The organism is Arthrobacter sp. RCC_34 (assembly GCF_041360795.1).
GTDB lineage: Bacteria > Actinomycetota > Actinomycetes > Actinomycetales > Micrococcaceae > Arthrobacter_E.
Genome location: NZ_JBFUPW010000001.1, coordinates 294148 through 315675, shown reverse-complemented (window position 1 = coordinate 315675; position 21528 = coordinate 294148). Strand labels below are relative to the sequence as shown.

Genomic DNA, 21528 nt, shown 5'->3' with positions numbered 1-21528 from the left:
CCCTGGACCGTCCCGCGCGGCCCCGCGAGAATCGGCGGTGAGTGCGACTCAGTGACGGGTCGCCGCCCCAGCCCAACGCCGTCGTCGTCTCCGGGAGTTCCCATGGCCAGCATCACCGTCTCCTCACTCCGCCTGAAGGCCGCCGCACTCGGCCCCGACGGGACCTTGCCGCTCCTCGGCCCGCTGCCGGAGACGCCGTACGATCCCGTGTCGGGAGCGGCGGCGGGACTTGGGGACATCGGCTATGGGTATCCGCCGAGCCTGCACCCCTACACCGCGCAGGACGGCTACGGGCGGACGCTGGAGGACCGGGAGGTGGAGGCGGTCGTGCTGGAGAACGGGCTGCTGCGGGCCGTGTTCCTGCCCGGCTGGGGCGGCCGGCTGTGGGAGCTGTTCGACAAGCGGAGCGGCAAGCAGCTCCTCCACACTCCCGGCACGCTGCAGCTGGCGAACTTCGCGCTGCGGAACGCCTGGTTCGCCGGAGGGATCGAATGGAACATCGGCACGCGGGGCCACTCCCCCACGACGTGCGCCCCGCTGCACCACGGGATCGTGCGCGGACCGGACGGGCAGGAGGTGCTGCGCTTCTGGGAGTACGAACGCCTGCGGGGCGTCGTGTTCCAGGTCGACGCGTGGCTGCCCGAGGACTCGCCGGTGCTGTTCGTCTCGGTGCGGATCAGCAACCCCCAGGACCACGACGTGCCGATGTACTGGTGGTCCAACGCGGCCGTTCCCCAGTCCCCCGGGACCAGGGTCCTGGCACCCGCCGCGACGGCTTACTCGAGCGACTATTCGAGCATCACCGTGGTCGACCCCAGTCGTCACGAAGGCCGCGACTGCACGTGGCCGGCCCGGAACATGCACGCCAACGACTTCTTCTTCGACGTCCCGGAGGCGGCGCGGAAGTGGGTGCTCACCGCGGACGACGACGGCGACGGCCTCGCCATGCTTTCGACCGACCGGCTGCGGGGCCGCAAGCTCTTCGTCTGGGGCACGAGCGAGGGCGGCCGCCACTGGCAGCGCTGGCTGACCCCGGACGGCGGGGAGTACGCGGAGATCCAGGCGGGGCTCGCGCAGACGCAGTTCCAGCACCTGCCCCTTCCGGGCGGGTCGTCGTGGAGCTGGACCGAGGCCTATGGCAACGCCGGCCTGGACCCGGCACGGGCGCACGCGGCGGAGTGGCCGGCGGCGGTGGCGCATGGCGTCGAACGGGTGGACAAGCTGTTGAACCGTGCGGCCCTCGACGAGGCGCACCGGGCCGCCGAAGCGCGGATGGACCTCCCGGTGGACGAGATCCTGGGCCAGGGGCATGGCTGGGGCGCTCTCGAAGCGCTGGCCCGCCAGAAGTCCGGGCTCCCGTCGTTCCCGGTCGGCACGCCGTTCCCCGAGTCCTCGCTGGGCGCCGAGCAGGAACCGTGGCTTGCGCTGCTCCGGGACGGCGCGTTCCCCGGGGCCGCCACGCAGCCGGCCGGGCCACTGTGGGAGGAACGGCTCGCAGCGCTGGCGGGCGATCCGGCGGCCGTGATCCATCGTGCGTTCATGGCGCACGGTGCGGGCCGGGTCGACGAGGCCCGGGCGTTGTATCTGGAGGCCCTGGATCAGGCGACGGCGGGGCTCACCGTTCGCGACACTGCCCTGGCCCACCGCGGCCTCGCGCTGATCGCGCGAGGGCGGGCCGTCGTCGTCGACGGCAGCGACGTCGACGACGTCAGCGGCGAGGAGGTGCGCCGTGAGACCGTGGCTCGCTACCGCACGGCGTGCGCGCTCCTTCCCGACGACCGGCGGCTGCTCGCCGAGGCGCTGGAGGCGGTCCTCGAGGCCGGGGAGCCGGAGGAGGCGCTCGCGCTGCTGTCGGGGGTGCCGTTCGAGGAACCCACGGCGTTCTTCCACGGGCGGCTGCTGCTCCTGAGGGCCCGGACCCTGCACGCCCTGGGCCGGACCCAGGAGGTGGCCGAACTCCTGAAGGCCGGCATCGAGGTTCCGGATCTCCGGGAGGGTGTGAACGTGCTGCGGGAGCTCTGGGAGTCGGCCGTCCCCGGCGAACCGCTCCCCGTGGAGTACGACTTCACGATGACCTGATCGCCCGCCAGCCCTTGGATCGACTGCTCCACAGGAAGCCGTTTTCCCCCGGAAATCCGCGATTTCGGCATCGTGTGGAGCAGTCGATGGAGGGGTGGCAGAGAAGAACCGCACCGATCCGCAGGCATGTCGCCTCCGCGGCCGGTGTTGATATCCGGTCCCGCGTCTCCTACGCTCACCGGCATGGCCAATTCCCTCATGCTGTCGAACGCGGAGCCGCCGGTCTCGCACGAACCGATTCCGGGAGTACAGTTCCGGCCGATCACGCAGGAGGACCTCCCGGCCATCGGGGAGGCGTACTGGCAGACCTATGTTGGGACGCCCGAGGAGATGTCCCTCGACGAAGCCGCCGCCGACGTTCTGGCGGCGTGGAAGGGCGAATACGGGCGCTTGCTGAGTTGGTCCTCTTTCGGGGCCTGGCGCGATGGCCTGCTCGCGGGCGCCATCCTGACCGTGTCGGACCCGCCATGGGACGACGTGCCCCGCGGGCCCTTCATCATCGATCTCTTCGTGCTCCCCGCCTACCGGAGATCGGGGATCGGACGGGCGCTCGTGCAGAAGGTCCTGATGACGGAACAGGTGGAGGTCGGCTTGCGCGTCGACGACTCGGCCACTGCGGCTCGAACGCTTTACGAGCAGCTCGGATTTCGGTTCCTGCGTTCCTGATCCCCGTCCCCCGTCCTTCCATCGACTGCTCCATACGATGCCGGAATCACGCTTTTCCGGGAGAAAACGGCATCCTCTGGAGCAGTCGATGGAGGGGGCTTGGGTGGGGAACGCAAAAGGCCCCCGGAACGTGGTTCCGGGGGCCTTTCTCGGTAGCGGCGCCGGGACTCGATCCCGGGACCTCACGATTATGAGTCGTGCGCTCTAACCAGCTGAGCTACGCCGCCACGGATGAGTAAAGCCCATGCCAAGCCGGTCAAAACCGCCTTGACACAGGCCACTCATCCAGAGCCCCCTGCCGGAATCGATCCGGCGACCTCGTTCTTACCAAGAACGCGCTCTACCACTGAGCTAAGGGGGCAACGAAGAAATACTTTACCGGATCCGGGGCCGCGCGCCAAATCGAGAATGCACCCACGCCCCATGTTTGACGCAGATCACATCCGCCCAGCTCATCGGCCTTTTACGGCTCTCCGTGGGCTCAGACGTGGAGCCTCAGGACCTGCCCGGGAAACAGCGATCTCGGGTTCGGCACGAGCCACGCGTTCAGCGCCGCCAACTCACCCGCATCGACACCCCAGCGCGCCGCGACGGACTCCAGAGTCTCCCCCTCCTCCACGGTCACCTCCCGCGGTCTCTCCGGCACGACGACGGCGGCCAGCACCTCCGTCTCCTCCGGCGCCTCGCCGGGGGTCCCGCCGTCGTCGGGCGACAGTCCCGCGGAGGTTTCCCCGGGAGCGGCCTCCTCAGCCGATCCCGCCGCGAAGTGCGCTCCGACAGCGGCGCCGATGCCCTCGCCGTCGTCGGGCTCAGCACCCGCCGGCACCGCATCGACCGGAGCGTCCTCCCGGTGCGCCGGACCATGCCCTGAATGCGCCGAAGAGGCGCCCACCCCAGGGGTGAACGCCTCTTCAGAGAAGTTTTTTACCACTTGTTCCGTCCGCCGAAGTCGCCCTTGCCGTGGCGCGGTTTGCGCTGACCGAAGCTGCTGTTGCCGCCACGGTCACCGCCGGAGCGCTCACCGAAGCCGCTGTTGCCACGGTCGCCGCCGGAGCGCTCACCGTAGCCGCCAGTGCGCGGCCGTTCCCCGTATCCACCGCGGGAACCACTGTCCCGATCATAGCTGCGCTCGTTGCGCTCGGAATAGGTGCGTCCGCCACGGTCGGCGCTGCTGCGCTCCCCACGGTCACGGGTGAAGCCACCGCGGTCGCCACGGTCGGAACCGCCGCGCTCGCCACGGTTGAAGCCGCCCTCGTCGGACTTGCGGAATTCGCGCTTGAACCCGCCGTTGCCCTTGAAGTTGCCGCCGCGTCCGCCGCCGAAGCCACGGTCACCACCGCGGTCGTTGCGCTCCCGGTTGGGGCGACGGCCATTGTCGAGCTCAAGCTGGATGAGCTCTCCGCCGATCCGGGTGCGGGACAGAGCGGCCCACTGATCCTTGGTCAGCTCGGCCGGCAGCTCCACGAGGGTGTGGTCGCTGCGGATGTCGATGCCGCCGATCTGCGAGGAGCTCAGGCCGCCCTCGTTCGCGATGGCGCCCACGATCGAGCCGGGGAGCACGCGCTGGCGACGGCCCACCGCGATGCGGTAGGTGGCGTTGCCCTCGGTGACGGAGCGGGACGGGCCACGGGAGTTGAAGCCGTCCTTGTTGCGCTCACGCTTCTGGAAGTCCGGAGTCGCGGGAAGCTCTTCCACCAGGAGGGGCTTGCCACCCTGGGCCATGACGGCCAGGGCCGCGGCGATCTCCGCGGCGGGGACCTTGTGCTCCTCTTCGTAGGAGGCGATGAGGTCGCGGAACGCGGTCAGGTCCTCGGACTCGATGGTCTCGGTGATCTGGTCGGCGAACTTGCTCATGCGCAGGCTGTTCACGGTCTCCGCGGTGGGCAGGTGCATGTGTTCCACGGGCTGCTTGGTGGCACGCTCGATGGCACGCAGCAGGTACTTCTCGCGCGGGGTCATGAAGAGGATCGCGTCGCCCTTGCGGCCGGCACGGCCGGTGCGGCCGATGCGGTGCACGTAGCTCTCGGTGTCGTGCGGGATGTCGAAGTTGACCACGTGGCTGATGCGCTCGACGTCCAGGCCTCGGGCCGCGACGTCGGTGGCGACCAGGATGTCGATCCGGCCGTCACGCAGGGCCTCCACGGTCCGCTCACGCTGGGCCTGGGCGATGTCGCCGTTGATGGCGGCGGCCTGGAAGCCGCGGGCCTTGAGCTTGTCAGCCAGGTCCTCGGTGGCCATCTTGGTGCGCACGAAGACGATCACGCCGTCGAAGTCCTCGACCTCGAGGATTCGGGTCATGGCGTCCAGCTTGTGCGGGCCCATGACCTGCACGTACCGCTGGCGGATGTTCGCACCGGTGGTGGTCTTGGACTTGACCGAGATCTCTTCCGGGTTGTTCAGGTACTGCTTGGACATGCGGCGGATCTGGCCGGGCATGGTGGCGGAGAAGAGGGCGACCTGGCGGTCCTCCGGGGTCTCCTGGAAGATCTTCTCGACGTCTTCGGCGAAGCCCATGCGGAGCATCTCGTCGGCCTCGTCGAGGACCAGGTACTGCAGCTCGGAGAGGTCCAGGGAACCCTTCTCGAGGTGGTCGATCACACGACCGGGGGTGCCCACGACCACCTGTGCGCCACGGCGCAGACCGGCCAGCTGGGGGCCGTACGCGGAGCCGCCGTAGACGGGAAGGACGGTGAAGTCGTCGATGTGCTTGGCGTAGGAGGTGAAGGCCTCGGCCACCTGGAGCGCGAGCTCACGGGTGGGTGCCAGGACCAGGGCCTGGGTCTTGCGGGACGGGCCGTTGGTGTCATGCAGCTCGGCCATGCGGGACAGGGCCGGGATGGCGAACGCGGCGGTCTTGCCGGTGCCGGTCTGGGCCAGGCCCACGACGTCGCGGCCTTCCAGCAGGAGCGGGATGGTGGCGGCCTGGATGGGGGACGGCTTCTCGTAGCCGACGTCCTTCAGGGCGGCCAGCACACGGCCGTCGATGCCGAGGTCGGTGAACTTGATGGCGCCGTCGTCGTCGCCCTTCGGGGCAGCGGTGTCGGCGTCGGCCGGAGCGGCGTCCACGGCCTGAGCGGCAGTGTTCTCTTCGGCGGTGTTCTCTGCGGGGGCCTGGACGGTCTCGTTCTCGACGGTCTCGGCGGAGTTGTTCTCAGTCAGATTGTTTTCGGGCACGGTGGAGGAACCTCATTCATTCCAGCCGGGCGGGCACACACAGTCAGGGGCGGCCGCCAGTACGGGCATCGGAGCCGGTTGACCCGATGCTCGGAAACCCAGCGCTCTTGCAATCCCATGGCCAGGCATCCCACTGCATCCCTGTCGCTCTCTCAGCGAGTTCTGCGCAGTGCTTTCTTCCGAGCCTCTACGTGCTCAGCCGGCCGTTCCATGAATTGCCCACACACCCTGTGGACCCCTTGTTCAACCTGTCCTGCCTCAAAAATTGGGCAGGATAAATGGAAAACCGGATTGGGGGATGTCTCCATCATACGGGACGGCCCGGGGCCGGCGCCACACGACGGCGGCAGCTCGCGGTGTTAGCTTGCCCACACCCACTGCGTTGTGTGCTCAGTTGTTGCGGGTTCCGATGCGAAACACCCGCAACAACTGAGCACGCAACGAGCGCGGCTCAGCGGCCGAGGCGCTTCTCCAGCTTCTCGAACTTCAGGTGGTACTCGTCCTGCAGCACGATGTGGCCGTCCGCCTCGGCGTCCCGCAGGGCGTCGACCATTTCCAGGGTCGGCTCGCTGAACCACTCCCCCACGGTGATGCCGTGGTCCGGGACGTACACCCGGTGCACATGATCGCCTTCGCGGATGTCGCCGGTCTTGATGACCCGGAGGTAGCAGCCCACCCGGCCCTCCTGCGTGAAGCGGCGGACCCAGGCCGTCTCGTCCACGCGGCGCTGGAAAGTGGCGCACGGGACGCGCGGCGAGGTCACTTCGAGTTCGACGTCGGTCCCGATCCTCCAGCGTTCCCCGATCACGGCCTGCGTGGTGGCGATGCCCGCGAGGCGCAGGTTCTCCCCGAAATACCCGGCAGGGACGTCCCGGCCGAGCTCAGCGGCCCAGTGGTCCGCGTCCTCCTGCGAGTACGCGTAGACCGCCTGGTCGAACCCGCCGTGGTTGGCACGGTCTGCCTGGATGTCGCCGTGGAGGCCCAGTCGGTGCACCGTGACAGGGCCCTCGACGGGTCGCTTGTCGATGGCGGTGACCCCCACCCGGCCCTCCGGGTCGGGGCGGAGTTCGTGGACACGGCACACGGCCAGGACGGTTCCGGGATGCATGCGACCAGCCTACTAAAGCCCCCATCACCGGGGAACGGGTCGCTTCGACTCGCCGCCCCCGGGAGTCCGGACTACCGTGAGGCCATGGACTCCGCCTACCGCTTCTCCGCTCTGCTCGATGACATGGACCGTGAGCAGGTGCACCGCTGGCTCAGCGAACAGTCCTATTGGGCGCAGGGACGGCCGCGGCCGAGGCAGGACGCCGCCATGGACTCCTCCCGGAACTACGGGGTGTTCGATCGGTCCACGGGTCGCCAGGTGGCCTACGCGCGGGTGGTCACCGATGGAGTGACCTTCGCGTGGCTCTGCGATGTCTTCGTGGACCCCTCGGTCCGCGGCCGGGGTGTCGGCAAGGACCTGATCGGTGGAGTGATCGCCGACCTCGAGCCGCTGGGCCTCCGCCGGGTGCTCCTGGCGACCGCCGACGCGCACGGACTCTATGAGCAGTACGGCTTCGGGCCGCTGGGAGATCCCTCCCGCTTCATGGTGAAGCTCTGACCCAGACCGCCCCCTACGGTTCGAAGCGGTACCCCATCCCGGCCTCGGTGATGAGGTGCCGAGGCGTGGCAGGGTCCTTCTCCAGCTTGCGGCGCAGCTGATTCAGGTAGACGCGGAGGTACTGCGTCTCCTTGGCGTACGCCGGCCCCCACACCTGCAGGAGCAGCTGCTGCTGGCTGACCAGCCGGCCCTGATTCCGGACCAGGATCTCCAGGATGCTCCACTCAGTGGGGGTCAGGCGGATCTCGGCCCCTTCGCGGGTGACCTTCCGCGCGGCCAGGTCCACCGTGAAATCCGCCCCCTGGACCTGCGGGATCTCCTGCGCGACGGCGGAGCGCCGGGTCGCCGCCCGCAGCCTCGCCATGAGCTCTTCGATGCCGAAGGGTTTGGTCACGTAATCGTCCGCCCCGGCGTCGAGCGCGGCCACCTTGTCCTGCGACCCGTGCCTCGCCGACAGCACGATCACCGGCACCAGGCTCCACTGCCGGAGCCACCGGATGAAATCCACGCCGTCCTCATCCGGCAGGCCCAGGTCCAGGACGACCACCTCGGGCTGCTCGTCGGCGGCGAGCCGTCGGGCGACCGCCGCATTGGGCGCCAGGAGCGGCTGGTAGCCGTGGGCCTTGAAATTCAGCTGGAGCGCTCGGGCGATCCCGGATTCGTCCTCCACCACCAGGACCTTCGTCATGGCCGCCCCTCCGTCGTCTTCACGGCGTCCGGTCCAACCTGGCCCGGTCCCGCGGACAGCGGCAAGGTCAGAACCATCGTCACGCCACCACCCGGCGTCTCCTCCGCGTGGAGCCGGCCGCCCATCGCCAGGGTGAAGCCGCGGGCGACGGCGAGCCCCAGGCCCACGCCCCGGACCCCGCCCTGCGAGGAATCGTGGAGGCTCTGGAACGGGCGGAACAGCTCCTCCTGCCGGTCCAGGTCCATGCCCGGCCCGTGATCGGCAAGGCGCAGTTCCGCGGCGGGCCGCCCGCACAGCACCACGCCTTCCCGGGCCGTGAGGGTGATGCGGGATCCGCGCCCGTGCCGGACGGCGTTCTCCACGATGTTCGCGACCACCCGTTCCAACATGCCCGGATCCGCTTCCACGGGCGGCCGTCCGTCGACGTCCAGCGTCACCAGCCCGGCCGGGACACCCTGCAGCGCCGAACCCATCACCTGGATCCAGCGCACGGGCTGCAGCAGCGGCGCGGCCGATTCGCCCGTGAGCCGGGACATGTCCAGCAGGTTGGCCACGAGGGACGACAGCCGGTCCGTGTAATCCTCCACGGAGGCCAGGAGCTCCGCCCGTTCCTCCGCGCTGAATTCGATGCCCGGCTGCCGCAACGTGGCCACATTGAGCTTGATGGCCGCGATCGGCGTGCGCAGATCGTGGGAGACGGCCTGGAGGATGGCCGTGCGCATGACGTTTCCCTCGCTGAGCTTGGCGTTCTCCCGCTGGCTGACCACGAGTTCCTGCCGCTCCCGCACGGCCACCACCAAGGCGACGAACGCCCCGAGCAGGTGCTGCTGCCGGGCGTCCAGTTCGGCTCCGCCCACCAGGAGACGGTACTGGTCCCCGACGGCGACGGCGGCTTCCGCGGCCGCCGACCGCACCGGCGCCTCGGGCGAGGTGCTGGCGAGCAGGCGTTCCACCTGCGCGCCGTGCGGCCACGCGCCGTCGTCCTCCATGGAGAGGAGGGAGACCGGGCGGCCGTCCAGCGTTTCGCTCAGGCGGTGCAGAAAGGATTCGAGGGAGTCGTCCGAGCCGAGAATGCGCAGCGCCAGGCCGTTGAGAAGGGAGGCCTCGTCGCGGGCCTGTTCGGCCTGGATCGCACGGCGCCCCGCCAGGCCGACCGCGAGCGCCATGGAGCACGCCACCACGAGGAAGATCACCACGGTCACCGCGGCCTTCGGATCGACCATGTGGAACGACCCGATGGGCTGGGTGGAGAAGAGATTGAGCAGCAGGGTCGCGACCACTGAGGCCAGGACGGCCGGCCAGAGCCCGCCGAGCGCGGCCACCAGGACCGCCACCGCCAGATGCAGCAGCATGACGACCGGGAAGTCGCGGAACCCGGTGGCGGTGACCGCGGCCTCGAGGACCGCCGGGAGGACGATCGCCAGGACCAGGCCCAGCCCGGGCCGCTGCACCCCGAACAGTCTCCGGGCCCAGGTGCGGGTCAGCGCCCAGTTCTGCGTCTGCGTCATGTCACCAGTCTCGCAGGCCGGGCCGGGGCCCGCGGAAGGTCCACGGAAGGTCCGTCCCTGGGCCTCCGGGACGGGATGGGCAGTCCTCCCCATGTCATCCGCCTTCCTTTCCGGTCCCGTCTCAGTACACTGAGCGTGATCGGTCACACCGTGCCGGATGCGCCGCCTCCTGCCGGGCCGCGTCCGGCAAGGTCACGGAAGCACTCGCGGGGAGGACAGGCCCATGGCCCACAACGACACACCGTCCGGAGCGGAGCAGCCCCCACAGGGGGATCCCGCCGGCATGCCGCCAGCGGACAGTGGTGCGGGACGGCGCAAGGACGGCTCCTCCCCCACCCCTCCCTGGCAGCCGCCTCAGCCGCCGCTGCACGAGGATTTCGCGGCAGCCGGCGCTCCCGGACAGCCGCCTTACGGCGCCGGCATTCCGCCCCACGGCGGAGCCGCTCCGGGTTCCTCCACCGCCGGGAACGGCGGCAGCCCGGCGCCCGCCGTGGACCCGTTCGCCCTCGAAGCCGAGGCCACCGAACGCCGGAACACCAAGCGGAAGCGGCGGCGCACCGTCGTCATCACCCTCGGCGTGACCGCCCTGCTGGCCGGCACGATCACTGCCGTGGTCGCCAGCCAGAACGACGACGACGATTACGCCCAGGTCTGCACCGACGAATCCACGCAGCAGCGCGTGGAGGACTCGAAGTGCGAGGATTCCGGCGCCAGCAGCACGGCCGGCCGGAGCCACACGCACTACGGCTGGTACTTCTTCCCCCGCGGCAGCAGCATCCCGGCGATCGGCTCCTCCGTGAAGAACTACTCGGGCGGCACGTCCACCCTGCCCAAGGGCTCTCACGCCGCGAAGGGCTTCTCCTCCAAGGGCGGCAGCTTCACCAAGAGCACGACGAGCCGCGGCGGCTTCGGCAAGAGCTCCGGCGGCCGAAGCACGGGAGGCTGACCATGGAACGCAAGCCCGCCACCCCGCGCCCGGACTGGCGCGAGAAGATCGAGTCCGTGGGACTGGTGTTCTCCACGAGCACCAAGCCGGACGGCACCCAGGTGGAGTACTGGCACGAGAACGCGTACTACGAGTTCCAGATGGACGAAGTGGAACGCCTGGAACTCGTGGCCGAGGAGATGCACCGCATGTGCCTGGAGGCCGCACGCTTCCTGGGCACCGGGGCCATGGGCGACCTGGGCATCGGGCCCGAGGCGCGGGAGCTCGCCGTCGCGTCCCTCGACGCCGGCGACCTGGACATCTACGGCCGCTTCGACTTCGCCTATGACGGCAAGGGCGGGGACGCCAAGCTGTTCGAATACAACGCGGACACCCCGACCGGTCTGATCGAGGCGTCGCTGGCCCAGTGGTACTGGCTGCAGGACGTCATGCCGGAGAAGGATCAGTGGAACGGGATCCACGAGGCGCTGATCGAGCAGTGGCGGCGCTACCAGGCCCGGACCGGCATGTCCCGTCTGCACCTGGCGCACGCGGAGGAAGAGGACTCCGGCGAGGACTGGATGACCACGGGCTACATGCGGGACGTGGCCGAACAGGCCGGTTGGGCGACCGTCGGCATCAACATGTCCGACATCGGCTGGAACCACGGGTACCAGCGATTCGTCGACATGGACGACTTCCCCATCAGCACCATCTTCAAGCTGTACCCCTGGGAACTCATGGCCAAGGAACCCTTCGGCCAGTACCTCCTGCGGCGTGAGGTCAACCCACAGTGGGTGGAGCCGGCCTGGAAGATGCTGCTCTCCAACAAGGCGCTGCTCGCCGCCCTCTGGCACCTCTACCCCGGACATCCGAACCTCCTGCCCGCCTATCTGGACTCGCCGCGCGACCTGACCGCCTGGGTGGCCAAGCCTCTGCACGGCCGCGAGGGCGACAACATCCGCATCCACGCCCCGGGCATCGACCTGGAACAGCCCGGCGACTACGGCCGGGAGGGCTGGTGCTACCAGCAGTACCAGGAGCTCCCGGACTTCGACGGCAGTCATCCGGTGCTGGGCCTCTGGGTGGTGGGCGGCGAGTCCGTGGGCTGCGGCATCCGGGAGTCGGACGGCCCTGTCACCGACTTCTTCTGCCGTTTCGTCCCGAACATCATCGACGCCCCGGCGCCCACCGCCGCGGAGCTGGAAGCCGAAGCCGCTCAGGCGTTCACAGGAGGTGCGGCATGAGCCGTCAGGGCATCACCGACGGCGGCCCCTCGTCCGCCGTCGCCGTCACGCCGAAGGGCCTCCGGGCCGGGATCCTGGACCTGGGCGATCTGACGATGCTGGGCATGGCCTCCACGGCGCCCGTCTTCGCGCTGTCCGTGACGCTGGGGCTGATCGTGTCCCGGGTGGGCGACTTCGCCCCCTTGGCGCTCGTGCTGGGCTTCGCCCCGGTGCTCCTGGTGGCTCTGGCCTTCCGGGAGCTCAACGCGCGCGAACCCGATTGCGGCACCTCCTTCACGTGGGTCCGGCGCGCATTCGGCCCTTACACGGGCTGGGCCGCCGGGTTCGCCACCGCCGTGGCGAGCGTGGTGGTCCTGGTGAACCTGGGTCATGTGGCGGCGCAGTACTTGTGGGCGCTCATCTCCCGGGGTTCCTGGGAGGTCTCCCCCTGGCTGACCGTCCCGACGGCTCTGGTCATCATGGCCGCCATGTGCTGGGTCAACTCGCGCGGCATCCGGATGGGTGAGAACGTCCAGCGGACCCTGACCTATGTGCAATACATCGCTCTGGGCGTCCTGGCGATCGCCCTCGTGGTGGGCGTGGTCCGCGACGGCGCCTCCGAAGTCTTCCACTGGGGCTGGTTCGATCTGGGCGCCGCCCTCCAGGATCCGTCCCGCCTCGGGCAGGGCGTGCTCCTGGCCATCTTCCTCTTCTGGGGCTGGGACACGTGCTTCTCGCTCAATGAGGAGAGCGACGACCCCTCCCGCACCCCCGGCCGCGGCGCGCTGCTCTCCACGGTCGCCCTGGTCCTGGTCTACCTGGCCCTCACCGTGCTGCTCATGATGTTCGCCTCCACGGACACCAACGGCATCGGCCTGGGCAACCCGGACAACTCCGGAGACGTCATGGGGGCCCTCCGCGAGACGGCGCTGGGACCGTGGGGCTGGGTGATCCTCGTGTCCCTGCTGGGTTCGATCCTCTCCGGCGCCCAGGCGACCGTGCTGCCCGTGACTCGCAGCCTGCTGGCGATGGGCCGTCAGGGCGCGCTGCCCGCACGCCTGGGTGCCGTGGAGCCCGCCACCCAGGCGCCTCGCACGGTCTCCTGGGTGGTCTTCGGCGCGGCCGGGATCTACTACCTCGTGCTGACCTTCCTGGGCGCCAACGTCATGATCGACTCCGCCAACGCCGTGACGGTCTTCATCGCCTTCTACTACGCGGTCACCGCGTTCGCGTGCGTCTGGACCTTCCGGCACACGCTGCGCGATTCCGCCCGGAACCTCTGGTTCCGGGGCATCCTGCCGCTCCTGGGCGGGGTGCTGCTCACCGTGGCGTTCGTGTCCGGGATCATTCAGTGGGCGAAGCCCGAGTTCTCCCAGACCGCCGCCGGCGGCGTGGGCGGGACCCTGGTGGTCGTCCTGGTGCTGGCCGTCCTGGGGATAGGGCTGCTGCTCTGGGCGCGCTTCTCCTCGGCGACCCGCGCCTACTTCACGTCCCGGGCGTCCTGAACCCCAGTTCGAGCGTGAACGGCTTCCCCTCCTGATCCTGGAGGGGAAGCATCCGGACCGACGCCCGCACCCATCCCCCGCTTTCGGTGAGCGTGAACGGTCCGGGCCGGTGCCCGGGCGCCTCCAGCCCGAGGTGATGCACGGAGGCGAGGAGGGTCGTGGCTGCACTCAGTGAGGTGGTGACCGTCGGGCACCGCGCCTCGCCGAAGGCGGTGGTGCCGTGCGTTTCACCGACGACGACGGCGCTCCCCTGGGTGAGAGGGCGCTGCGCGAGAGGCCCCTGCGTGAGAGGGCCTTGCGTGAGAGGCCAGAGAGTGGCGTGGACCCCGGGAGTGACGGCCCAGCCACCCTCGCGGACGGACCATCCGTCGTACCGCCCGGCAGGACCCGCCGGAAGCTGAACCCGGTGCACGCGCAGCTGGTAGCCGCCGTGCGCCGTCGTGCCGGTGGCGACGGTGAGTGGCTGCTCCGCCTCGTCCTCCGTGGCCGTCCAGACGGGCCGGTGGAAACTCGCGGCCGCCGCGTCTGGACCAGTGCCAGAGCCTGCGCCAGGGCCGGTCTCGAGGCGATGGATCCGGGTGCGCCACGAGGCGCGGCCCGCGGCGTCGAGCACGGCCAGGTGATTGTCCACCGCTTCGGACGGGACAGGATCGGTGCCGCTGCCGAGACCCTCCCCCGGCAGCCGCAATGGCCCCGTATGGCTGGAATAGGCGAAACGGCTGTAGAGGGCGTTGTCGCTGCCCGGGCCGTAGTGCTTGTCGCTGCCGTGATTGACCAGCTGGGCGACGCCGTCCGGTCCGCGGTGCAGGAGGAAACCGGGACCGGAGAGGAGGACCGGGTCCGGGCTCATCGGGTCCGTCTCTGCGGGAGTGTTCCAGAAGGAGCTGTCCTCCGGGAGCAGGAGCGCCAGGAACGCCTTCGCGGACCAGTACGGCGAGCCGGGTCCGGAGTAGTTCTGGATCATGGGCTCGTACGGGCCCTGCCAGCCCAGGCAGGCGATCCCGTCCGGGAAGGCCTCCGGGGTGTCGAAGTGCCGGAGGGTCTCCGTGGCGAGGCTCCCGGCCCGCGCCAGTGACTCCGCGTCCCCGCCGGGGTCGCCTGGTTCCAGGAACAGCGCGCCCAGGGCCAGTGGAGCGGCCGCGGCGAAGCGGTAGGTGAGCGAGCGACCGTGGTGGATCGGTTCCCCTTCCCCGCCGAAGAAGGCCGGGTACGTCCGGAGGAATTCGCCCAGCCGTTCCCGGTAGAGAGGCAGCCGGTCGGCCGCCCAGGGGTGAGGGCCGTCGACGGCCCGGTCCGCGGCGAAACGGCACCAGAGCAGGGGGTAGAGGTGCAGGGCCCAGCCGCAGTAGTAGTCGAAGAAGTCGCCGGTGCCGCCGTTGTCCCCGTCGCGGTACCAGCCGCCGCCCACGGACCAGTCCTCGATCCGGTCCAGGGCCGCGGTGATGTGCTCCGGGTTGTGGTCACGGCCGACGCCGGCCAGGAACTCCGCCACGTGGGCGTTGAACAGGACCCAGTTGTTGTCCCAGGGGTCGGCGGTTCCGGCGCCTTGCAGCCAGGAAGCGACCGTGTCCTGTTCCTCCGGATCCAGGCGGTCCCAGAGCCAGGGCCGGGTGAGCTGCAGCCCGATCGCCACGGACGCCGCCTCGACCAGGGCCTGGGTCCGGCTGACGACGGGGTTCCAGGATTCGCCGGCGCTCTGTGAAGCGGCGTCGGTGCGCGCCGCGCCCGCCACCAGCCCTGGCCGGTACCAGTCCAGATGCCCATGCGGGTCGTCGCCGCCGGACCCCGCGACCCGCAGAGTTGCCAGCAGGAACGTGCGGGCGAAGCCTTCGAGTTCGTCGGAGCGGACCCCGGAGAACGCCGGGCGTCCAGGAAGCCGCAGCAGAGCGTGTCCCGGCGAGAAGTGCGGACGCACCGCGAGGAGCTGCCGGTCCGCGAAGCCGAACCAGTACGCGCGGCGCTGCGCGGCGTCGTCGTTCACCTGTCCATTCACCCTCTCCCCTGCCCGAGGGCACCGCAGCGGCGGCGCTGGGCTGTCAGACCCCGGACAGCTCTTGACCACGCTAGGGGCGGGCCTGTTCAGTTGGAAGGAACATCGTTCATCTGAAAGAAACTGAACACCCGAGGGGGACCATGCACGCCGAGGAGCGGCACGCACTCATCCAGCAGGAGCTCACGCTCTCCGGCAAGCTGATGGCGACCGAGTTCGCGGAGAAGGTCGGTGTCTCCGGGATGACCCTGCGACGTGACCTCGCGACTCTTGAACGCCGGGGCGTGCTGCGCCGCGTCCACGGTGGGGCGGTGCCCGCCGACGACGGCCTGCCCGGTGGCGCTTCCGCCTTCCGTCCGGCCGCGCCAAGCCAGCTGACGATCGGACTGCTGGTCCCCACCTCGCAGTACTACTTCTCCCTGGTCATCAAGGGCGCGGGCCGTGCCGCCCAGCAGGCCGGGGCCCGGCTGGTGCTCGGCGTCAGCGGCTACGACCCCGACGAGGAACTGCGCCTGCTCAAGCGCTTCCTGGCGTCACCGATCGACGCCCTGCTGATCACCCCGCTCGGCGCAGACGACGGCCCGACCCCCACCCTGGAGGCCCTCTACGACGCCCGGATCCCGGTGGTCCTGGTGGAACGGCCGCTCGAGAACGTGCTCGACCCGGGTCCGTGGGACTCGGTCTTCACCGATCACGTGCGCGGCACCGAACGGCTCGTACGGCGCTGGGTGCAGTCCAGCGGTGGGCCGGTCGCGCTCGGGATCCTCGAGGACAGCCCCAACTCGCCGCCCATCGAGGCCGGCTACCGCCGGGCCCTGGAACTCACAGGCCACTCGCCGCATGTGGTGCGGATCCCGTCCTCGGCTCACGGGCATGAGGCCCACCGCGCCGCACTCGCCCGCCTCGCCGAGAGCTGCCGGGCGGAGGGCATCCGGGGCGTGCTCGTTCACAACGACGGCTGCGCGCTCGCCCTGACGGAGCTGTTCCTCGAGCAGGGCGTCCGGGTTCCCGAGGATGTGGAGGTCGTGGCGTACGACGACGAGATCGCCTCCCTGGGCCTGCTCCCCCTGAGCGCCGTGGCCCCGCCGAAGTTCGAGCTGGGTCACCGTGCCGCGAGCCTCTGCCTGCAGCGGGTCCGGGACGGGTTCTGCGCCCGCGAGCGCGTGGCCCTCTCGCCGCAGTTCGTGCCGCGGCTGTCGACCCGGACGCAGCTTCCGGCCGGCCTGGCACTGTAGGGCCTGGCGCTGCAGCCCCGGGGCGCGGCCGCCGTCGTTCGCGTAGCATCGAAGTGAACACGTGCTCTCGCTCAGCCGCGGGCACCGTCCGCCGCCGGCCACCCCTCGGAGAGAACATGACCGCGAACGCCCCCGTCCCCGCCGACGCCCCCAGGAACCAGATCGACCGGCGCAAGGTGGTGCGCGGCGCGGCCTGGTCCATCCCCGTCATCGCGATGACCAGTGCGGCCCCGGCCCTCGCGGCGTCGGTTCCGACACCGGATCCGTGCCCCACGTTCGATCCCTGCGGCCTGTACGGGTCCTCCGGCAGCGTGGTCTTCCGCTACCAGGGCGACCCGGCCGACACCGGTGGCGGTTACACCGTGAACCAGAATTCGGGCCAGTTCGCCGGTTCGTACTGGTCGTCCAACCTCGCCTTCGGGCCCTATGTCTCCCCCGACTGCACCGGACCGTCCTACGTGTTCTACGGCTCGCGCTACAACAACGGGTACCCGAACATCTACCGGGCGCGGGCCGGGGCCACGGGGCAGCAGCCGACCGTCGAGGTGGTCGGGCCCCTGCCCTCGATGCCGACCTGGGCCGCCTGGGGCGGCATGGCCTGCGACCCGGTGGGCGATCTGTGGATGATCACCAACCTCACCGCACTGTCCACCACGCAGATCGCCCGCGCGACGCCGATGAGCGCCGGAACGCTGAGCAGCAGCTACGTGCTCAGCGGCGTCGGCCTCACGGCGGGCGGCGCCAATGCCGCGGTCGCGGCGTCCGGCACGATCATCCCGGACATCACCTTGACCGCGGACGGGCGTCTGTACGGGCTCATCTACAGCACCGCGGCGGGCAGCTCGGGGCAGGTGTGGCTGTGTGAGTACCTCACGGCGACCGTGGCCGCGGGCGCCAAGGTCACGATCTCGCCGATCCGTCGGGTGACCGGCCCGGTGGCCACGCTGACGACGTCGATCTACGGCTTCGCGTGGCTCGGATCCGGAACGACGGCGGACAGCGGCCTCTTCTACGCGGCGGACGGTTCGGGCCGCCTGTACAAGATCGACCCCACCACCGGAGTGTCCGCGGCCGCAGGGTCCAAGACCTCCCCGGCCACCTACGACTACGCGCTCACCGATCTCGCCTCGGCGCCGGTCGCGGGGTGCGCGATCTGACGCCTCCCGGATGGGCGCCGCGCCGGACCCGGCACGTTCGTCCGCATCTGTTCATCTGGTTGTGCATCTGAACGTCGGAGCGTTCAGTAGAGAGCGATGAACACGTCCAGCAGCCCTCGCCCCGGATCCTCCCCGTACCGCGTCGCCCTGGCCATGCCCGCGGCGACCGCCGGACAGTTCTTCCCGGAACAGGTGCTGCGGAACCTCCCGCCGGAACTCTCCCTGGTCACGGAGACGCCCCTGACCGAGTACGGTTCTCCCGAGGCACTCGAGGTCCTGGGTCAGGCCGACGCCCTGTTCACCTGCTGGGGCACCGCGTGGATCGACGCCGCCGTCCTGGACCGGGCCCCGCACCTCCGTTCGATCCACCACGCGGCAGGCACGGTGAAGCCCCACCTCTCCCGGGAGTGCTGGGAACGCGGGATCCGGGTGACATCCGCCGCGGACGAGAACGCCATCCCCGTTGCGGAGTACACCGTGGCCATGGTCCTGCTGGCCAATAAGAAGGTCTTCTGGCTCAGCGGCCTGCTGCGCCGCGAGCGCTCGGGGCTGGATCCCCTCACCCTGTTCCCGGACATGGGCAATCACCGGCGGAGGGTGGGGGTCATCGGGGCGTCCCGGATCGGGCGGCATGTGCTGCGTCTCCTGAAGCCGTACTCGTTGGAACTCTGCGTCGCGGATCCCTACCTGAGTGCCGCGGATGCGCAGTCACTCGGGGCGACGCTGCTCCCGCTGGACGAACTCGTCGCCACGAGCGACGTCGTCTCGCTCCACGCGCCGTCCTTGCCCAGCACGGCCGGGATGATCAACCGGGAGCTGCTGGGAACTCTCAGGCCCGGGGCCACCTTCATCAACACCGCGCGGGGTGAGCTCGTGGACCAGGAGGCGCTGATCGATCGACTGGCCCGGGGCGACATCGATGCGGTCCTGGACGTCACCACACCCTGGGTGCTCCCGGAGGACTCGCCGCTCTACACCCTGCCGAACGTCGTCCTCACACCGCACATCGCCGGCTCCCTGGGCACCGAGCTGGAACGGCTCGCGGGGAGCGCCGTCGCGGAGGCCGCCCGCGCCGCCCGCGGTGAGCCCCTCCTCCACGAGGTGACGCTCGCCGAGCTGGACCGCATGGCCTGAGCCGTCGTCGTCGTCCGGCCTCTTTGCCTTGTGTGCTCAGTTGTTGCGGGTCCTGGCCGCCGGAACCCGCAACAACTGAGCACACAACGGGAGCAGGGCAGGGTCATCCCGAAGGCGCACCCGTTTCTCCACCCGTGCTCCGAGGCGCGGCCCAGGCGCCGCGATTAAGCTGGGCTTCGTGAGCACCGTGCAGACCCTCGATGACCGTCCCGGCGCGCCCCTGACAGGCCTGACCCCGGATCAAGTGGCCGAACGCGTGGCGGCGGGCGCCGTCAACCGGACCGAGGACTCCACCGGGCGCAGCACCTGGCAGATCGTCCGGGCCAACGTCTTCACGCGCATCAACGCGATGTTCGCGGTCCTGGCCGCGATCGTGGTGTCCACCGGGTACTTCATCGACGCGGCGTTCGGCCTGCTGATCATCGCGAACAGCGTGGTCGGCATCATCCAGGAGATCCGGGCGAAGCGGACCCTGGACCGGCTGGCCATCGTCGGGCAGGCCAAGCCCCGGGTCCGCCGGGACGGCGCCAGCCAGGACATCGCGCCCGAGGACGTGGTCCGGGACGACCTCATCGAACTCGGCCCCGGAGACCAGATCATGGTGGACGGCGAGATCCTCGAAGCGACCGGCCTCGAGGTGGACGAATCCCTGCTCACGGGCGAATCGGACGCCCTCGCCAAGGCCCCGGGGGACGAGGTCCTCTCCGGCAGCTTCGTCTCCTCCGGCACCGGCCTGTACCGGGCCACGAAGGTCGGCTCGGAGGCCTACGCCGCGAAGCTCTCCGCGGAGGCCAGCAAGTTCACCCTGGTCAACTCGGAACTGCGCAACGGCATCAACAAGATCCTCAAGGTCATCACCTGGCTGCTGATCCCTGCCGGGGCGCTCTCCATCTACAACCAGCTCTCCGGACATCAGGCCCTGTCCGACGCCCTGCGCGGCATGGTCGCCGCCCTGGTGCCGATGGTCCCGGAAGGCCTGGTCCTCATGACCACGATCGCCTTCGCGGTCGGCGTCATCCGCCTCGGCCGCCGCCAGTGCCTCGTCAACGAGCTGCCGGCCATCGAGGGCCTGGCGCGCGTGGACGTCGTCTGCGCGGACAAGACGGGGACCCTGACGGAGAACGCCATGCGGCTGGGCTCGGTCGAGACTCCCGGCGACTTCTCCGCGGACGACGACGCCGACGCCACCCCCGGCGCCGACGGAGCCGCGCGCCAGCTGGCCGCCTCAGCCCTGGCGGCACTGGCGGCGAGCGACCCGCGGCCCAACGCCTCCATGGAAGCCATCCGCGAGGCCTACCCCACCGCGCCGGACTGGGAGGTCTCCGAGACCCTGCCCTTCGCCTCCAGCCGCAAGTACAGCGGCGCGGCCTTCCGGGGCGATGCCGCCGCGGACGCCTCCGGCAGCTGGCTCCTCGGAGCGCCGGACGTCCTCCTGGACGCAGCCGAGGCCGCGGGCGTCACCGGGCTGGAACCGTGGCGCCGCGAAACCGACCGCTTCGGCTCCACCGGCCTGCGCGTGCTGCTCCTGGCCCGTGCCCGCGAACTCGACTCCGCCACGATCCAGGCCCCCGCGGCCCTCGTGATCCTGGAACAGAAGGTCCGGGCTGAGGCTCCTGCCACTCTGGAGTACTTCGCGGAGCAGAACGTCAAGGTCAAGGTGATCTCCGGGGACAACGCCGATTCGGTCGGGGCCGTGGCCCGGTCCCTGCACCTGGCCGGGGCGGAGCGCACCGTGGACGCCCGCACTCTGGACGCCGACCCGGCCACACTGGCGGACGAGGTGGACCGCGGGACGGTCTTCGGCCGGGTGACCCCGGATCAGAAGCGGGCCATGGTCAAGGCTCTGCAGTCCAAGGGCCACACCGTGGCGATGACGGGCGACGGCGTCAACGACGTCCTGGCCCTCAAGGACGCGGACATCGGGGTGGCCATGGGCGCCGGCAGCCCCGCCACCCGTGCCGTGGCCCAGATCGTGCTGCTCGACAACTCCTTCGCCACCCTCCCTCACGTCGTGGCCGAGGGGCGCCGGGTCATCGGCAACATCGAGCGCGTCGCCACGCTGTTCCTGACCAAGACGGTCTACTCCGTGCTGCTGGCGATCCTCGTGGGGCTGCCCGGGCTCATCGGTCTGGACCAGGTGCCGTACCCGTTCCTGCCCCGGCACGTGACCATCGTGGGGTGGTTCACCATCGGTCTGCCCGCCTTCGTCCTGTCCCTCGCGCCCAACCATGACCGGGCTCAGCCGGGCTTCGCCTCCCGGGTCCTGCGGCGCGCGCTGCCGGCCGGCGTCGTCGTCGGCATCGCGGCGTTCGTGTCCTATCTGATGGTGCGCGGCGACGCCGTGCCGCAGGCGCAGAGTTCGACCGCGGCCCTGCTGACCCTCATGACGATCGCCCTGTGGGTGCTCGCGATCGTGGCGCGGCCGTACACCTGGTGGAAGGGGCTGCTGCTGGTGGCGATGATCGGCGGGACCGTGGCCATGTTCGCGATCCCCGGGGCCCGCTCGGTGCTGCAGCTCGAGATCGGCGGGCCGGCGCAGCTCTGGACGGCGTTCGGCGTCGCGGCCGTGGGCATCGTGCTGGTGGAGATCGCCTGGTGGTTCGGCAATCGGAAGACCCGCGCGGCAGCCTGACCC

Annotated in this window: 16 protein-coding genes and 2 tRNA genes; 10 read left to right on the top strand and 8 right to left on the bottom strand. The window is 70.2% G+C overall.

The genetic code is table 11. The annotated features are described in order from the left end of the window. Positions 1-102: 102 nt before the first annotated feature. Positions 103-2079: a DUF5107 domain-containing protein gene (locus AB6732_RS01435; protein WP_370957750.1), complete on the top strand. Its 1977-nt coding sequence runs from the start codon at positions 103-105 to the stop codon at positions 2077-2079. Positions 2080-2262: 183 nt separating this feature from the next. After that, positions 2263-2745, top strand: coding sequence for a GNAT family N-acetyltransferase (locus tag AB6732_RS01430; RefSeq protein ID WP_370957749.1), 483 nt, complete (start codon positions 2263-2265; stop codon positions 2743-2745). Between the two features lie 153 nt (positions 2746-2898). Here AB6732_RS01430 and AB6732_RS01425 read toward each other — a convergent pair. The 5 genes from AB6732_RS01425 to AB6732_RS01405 form a co-directional block, all read right to left on the bottom strand. Further along, positions 2899-2972, bottom strand: a tRNA-Met gene (locus AB6732_RS01425). 62 nt (positions 2973-3034) lie between these two features. Further along, a tRNA-Thr gene (locus tag AB6732_RS01420) sits at positions 3035-3106 on the bottom strand. A 120-nt stretch (positions 3107-3226) separates the two neighbouring features. Further along, complete coding sequence (locus AB6732_RS01415) at positions 3227-3571, bottom strand: LysM peptidoglycan-binding domain-containing protein (RefSeq protein WP_370957748.1); 345 nt, start codon at positions 3569-3571, stop codon at positions 3227-3229. A 98-nt stretch (positions 3572-3669) separates the two neighbouring features. Beyond that, a complete protein-coding gene (locus tag AB6732_RS01410; RefSeq protein ID WP_370957747.1) occupies positions 3670-5919 on the bottom strand; it encodes a DEAD/DEAH box helicase in 2250 nt (749 codons plus the stop codon). 451 nt (positions 5920-6370) lie between these two features. Continuing rightward, the gene (locus AB6732_RS01405) at positions 6371-7027 is read right to left on the bottom strand and encodes an MOSC domain-containing protein (RefSeq protein ID WP_370957746.1); all 657 of its coding nucleotides are present in this window, start codon (positions 7025-7027) and stop codon (positions 6371-6373) included. An 84-nt stretch (positions 7028-7111) separates the two neighbouring features. Between AB6732_RS01405 and AB6732_RS01400 the strand changes: the two genes are divergently transcribed. Then, positions 7112-7525, top strand: coding sequence for a GNAT family N-acetyltransferase (locus AB6732_RS01400; RefSeq protein ID WP_370957745.1), 414 nt, complete (start codon positions 7112-7114; stop codon positions 7523-7525). A gap of 13 nt (positions 7526-7538) precedes the next feature. Here the strand turns inward: AB6732_RS01400 and AB6732_RS01395 are convergent, their stop codons facing one another. Beyond that, positions 7539-8213, bottom strand: coding sequence for a response regulator (locus AB6732_RS01395; RefSeq protein ID WP_370957744.1), 675 nt, complete (start codon positions 8211-8213; stop codon positions 7539-7541). After that, positions 8210-9721: an ATP-binding protein gene (locus tag AB6732_RS01390; protein WP_370957743.1), complete on the bottom strand. Its 1512-nt coding sequence runs from the start codon at positions 9719-9721 to the stop codon at positions 8210-8212. The genes AB6732_RS01395 and AB6732_RS01390 overlap by 4 nt, the downstream gene beginning before the upstream one ends. Before the next feature lie 223 nt (positions 9722-9944). On the opposite strand from AB6732_RS01390, the gene AB6732_RS01385 reads away from it, so the two are divergent. Genes AB6732_RS01385 through AB6732_RS01375 form a run of 3 tightly spaced genes read left to right on the top strand, consistent with a single transcriptional unit; the run spans position 9945 to position 13377 of the window. Beyond that, entirely contained in the window at positions 9945-10667 is a 723-nt protein-coding gene (locus AB6732_RS01385) for a Tat pathway signal protein (RefSeq protein WP_370957742.1), read from the top strand. Between the two features lie 2 nt (positions 10668-10669). Further along, complete coding sequence (locus tag AB6732_RS01380; protein ID WP_307497836.1) at positions 10670-11893, top strand: glutathionylspermidine synthase family protein; 1224 nt, start codon at positions 10670-10672, stop codon at positions 11891-11893. Continuing rightward, positions 11890-13377, top strand: coding sequence for an APC family permease (locus tag AB6732_RS01375; RefSeq protein WP_370957740.1), 1488 nt, complete (start codon positions 11890-11892; stop codon positions 13375-13377). The genes AB6732_RS01380 and AB6732_RS01375 overlap by 4 nt, the downstream gene beginning before the upstream one ends. On the opposite strand, the gene AB6732_RS01370 is transcribed toward AB6732_RS01375, so the two are convergent. Then, positions 13358-15370, bottom strand: coding sequence for a DUF2264 domain-containing protein (locus AB6732_RS01370; RefSeq protein ID WP_370957738.1), 2013 nt, complete (start codon positions 15368-15370; stop codon positions 13358-13360). The two genes, AB6732_RS01375 and AB6732_RS01370, sit on opposite strands and share 20 nt — an antisense overlap. Before the next feature lie 140 nt (positions 15371-15510). Between AB6732_RS01370 and AB6732_RS01365 the strand changes: the two genes are divergently transcribed. The 4 genes from AB6732_RS01365 to AB6732_RS01350 all read left to right on the top strand — a co-directional run bounded on the left by AB6732_RS01365 (position 15511) and on the right by AB6732_RS01350 (position 21525). Continuing rightward, positions 15511-16602, top strand: coding sequence for a substrate-binding domain-containing protein (locus AB6732_RS01365; protein WP_370957736.1), 1092 nt, complete (start codon positions 15511-15513; stop codon positions 16600-16602). A 116-nt stretch (positions 16603-16718) separates the two neighbouring features. Beyond that, on the top strand, positions 16719-17759 hold the full coding sequence (locus AB6732_RS01360) for a hypothetical protein (protein WP_370957734.1): 1041 nt from the start codon (positions 16719-16721) through the stop codon (positions 17757-17759). 96 nt (positions 17760-17855) lie between these two features. Next, the gene (locus AB6732_RS01355) at positions 17856-18893 is read left to right on the top strand and encodes a hydroxyacid dehydrogenase (protein ID WP_370957732.1); all 1038 of its coding nucleotides are present in this window, start codon (positions 17856-17858) and stop codon (positions 18891-18893) included. Positions 18894-19071: 178 nt separating this feature from the next. Continuing rightward, complete coding sequence (locus AB6732_RS01350) at positions 19072-21525, top strand: cation-translocating P-type ATPase (protein ID WP_370957731.1); 2454 nt, start codon at positions 19072-19074, stop codon at positions 21523-21525. The last annotated feature ends 3 nt before the right edge of the window (positions 21526-21528 follow it).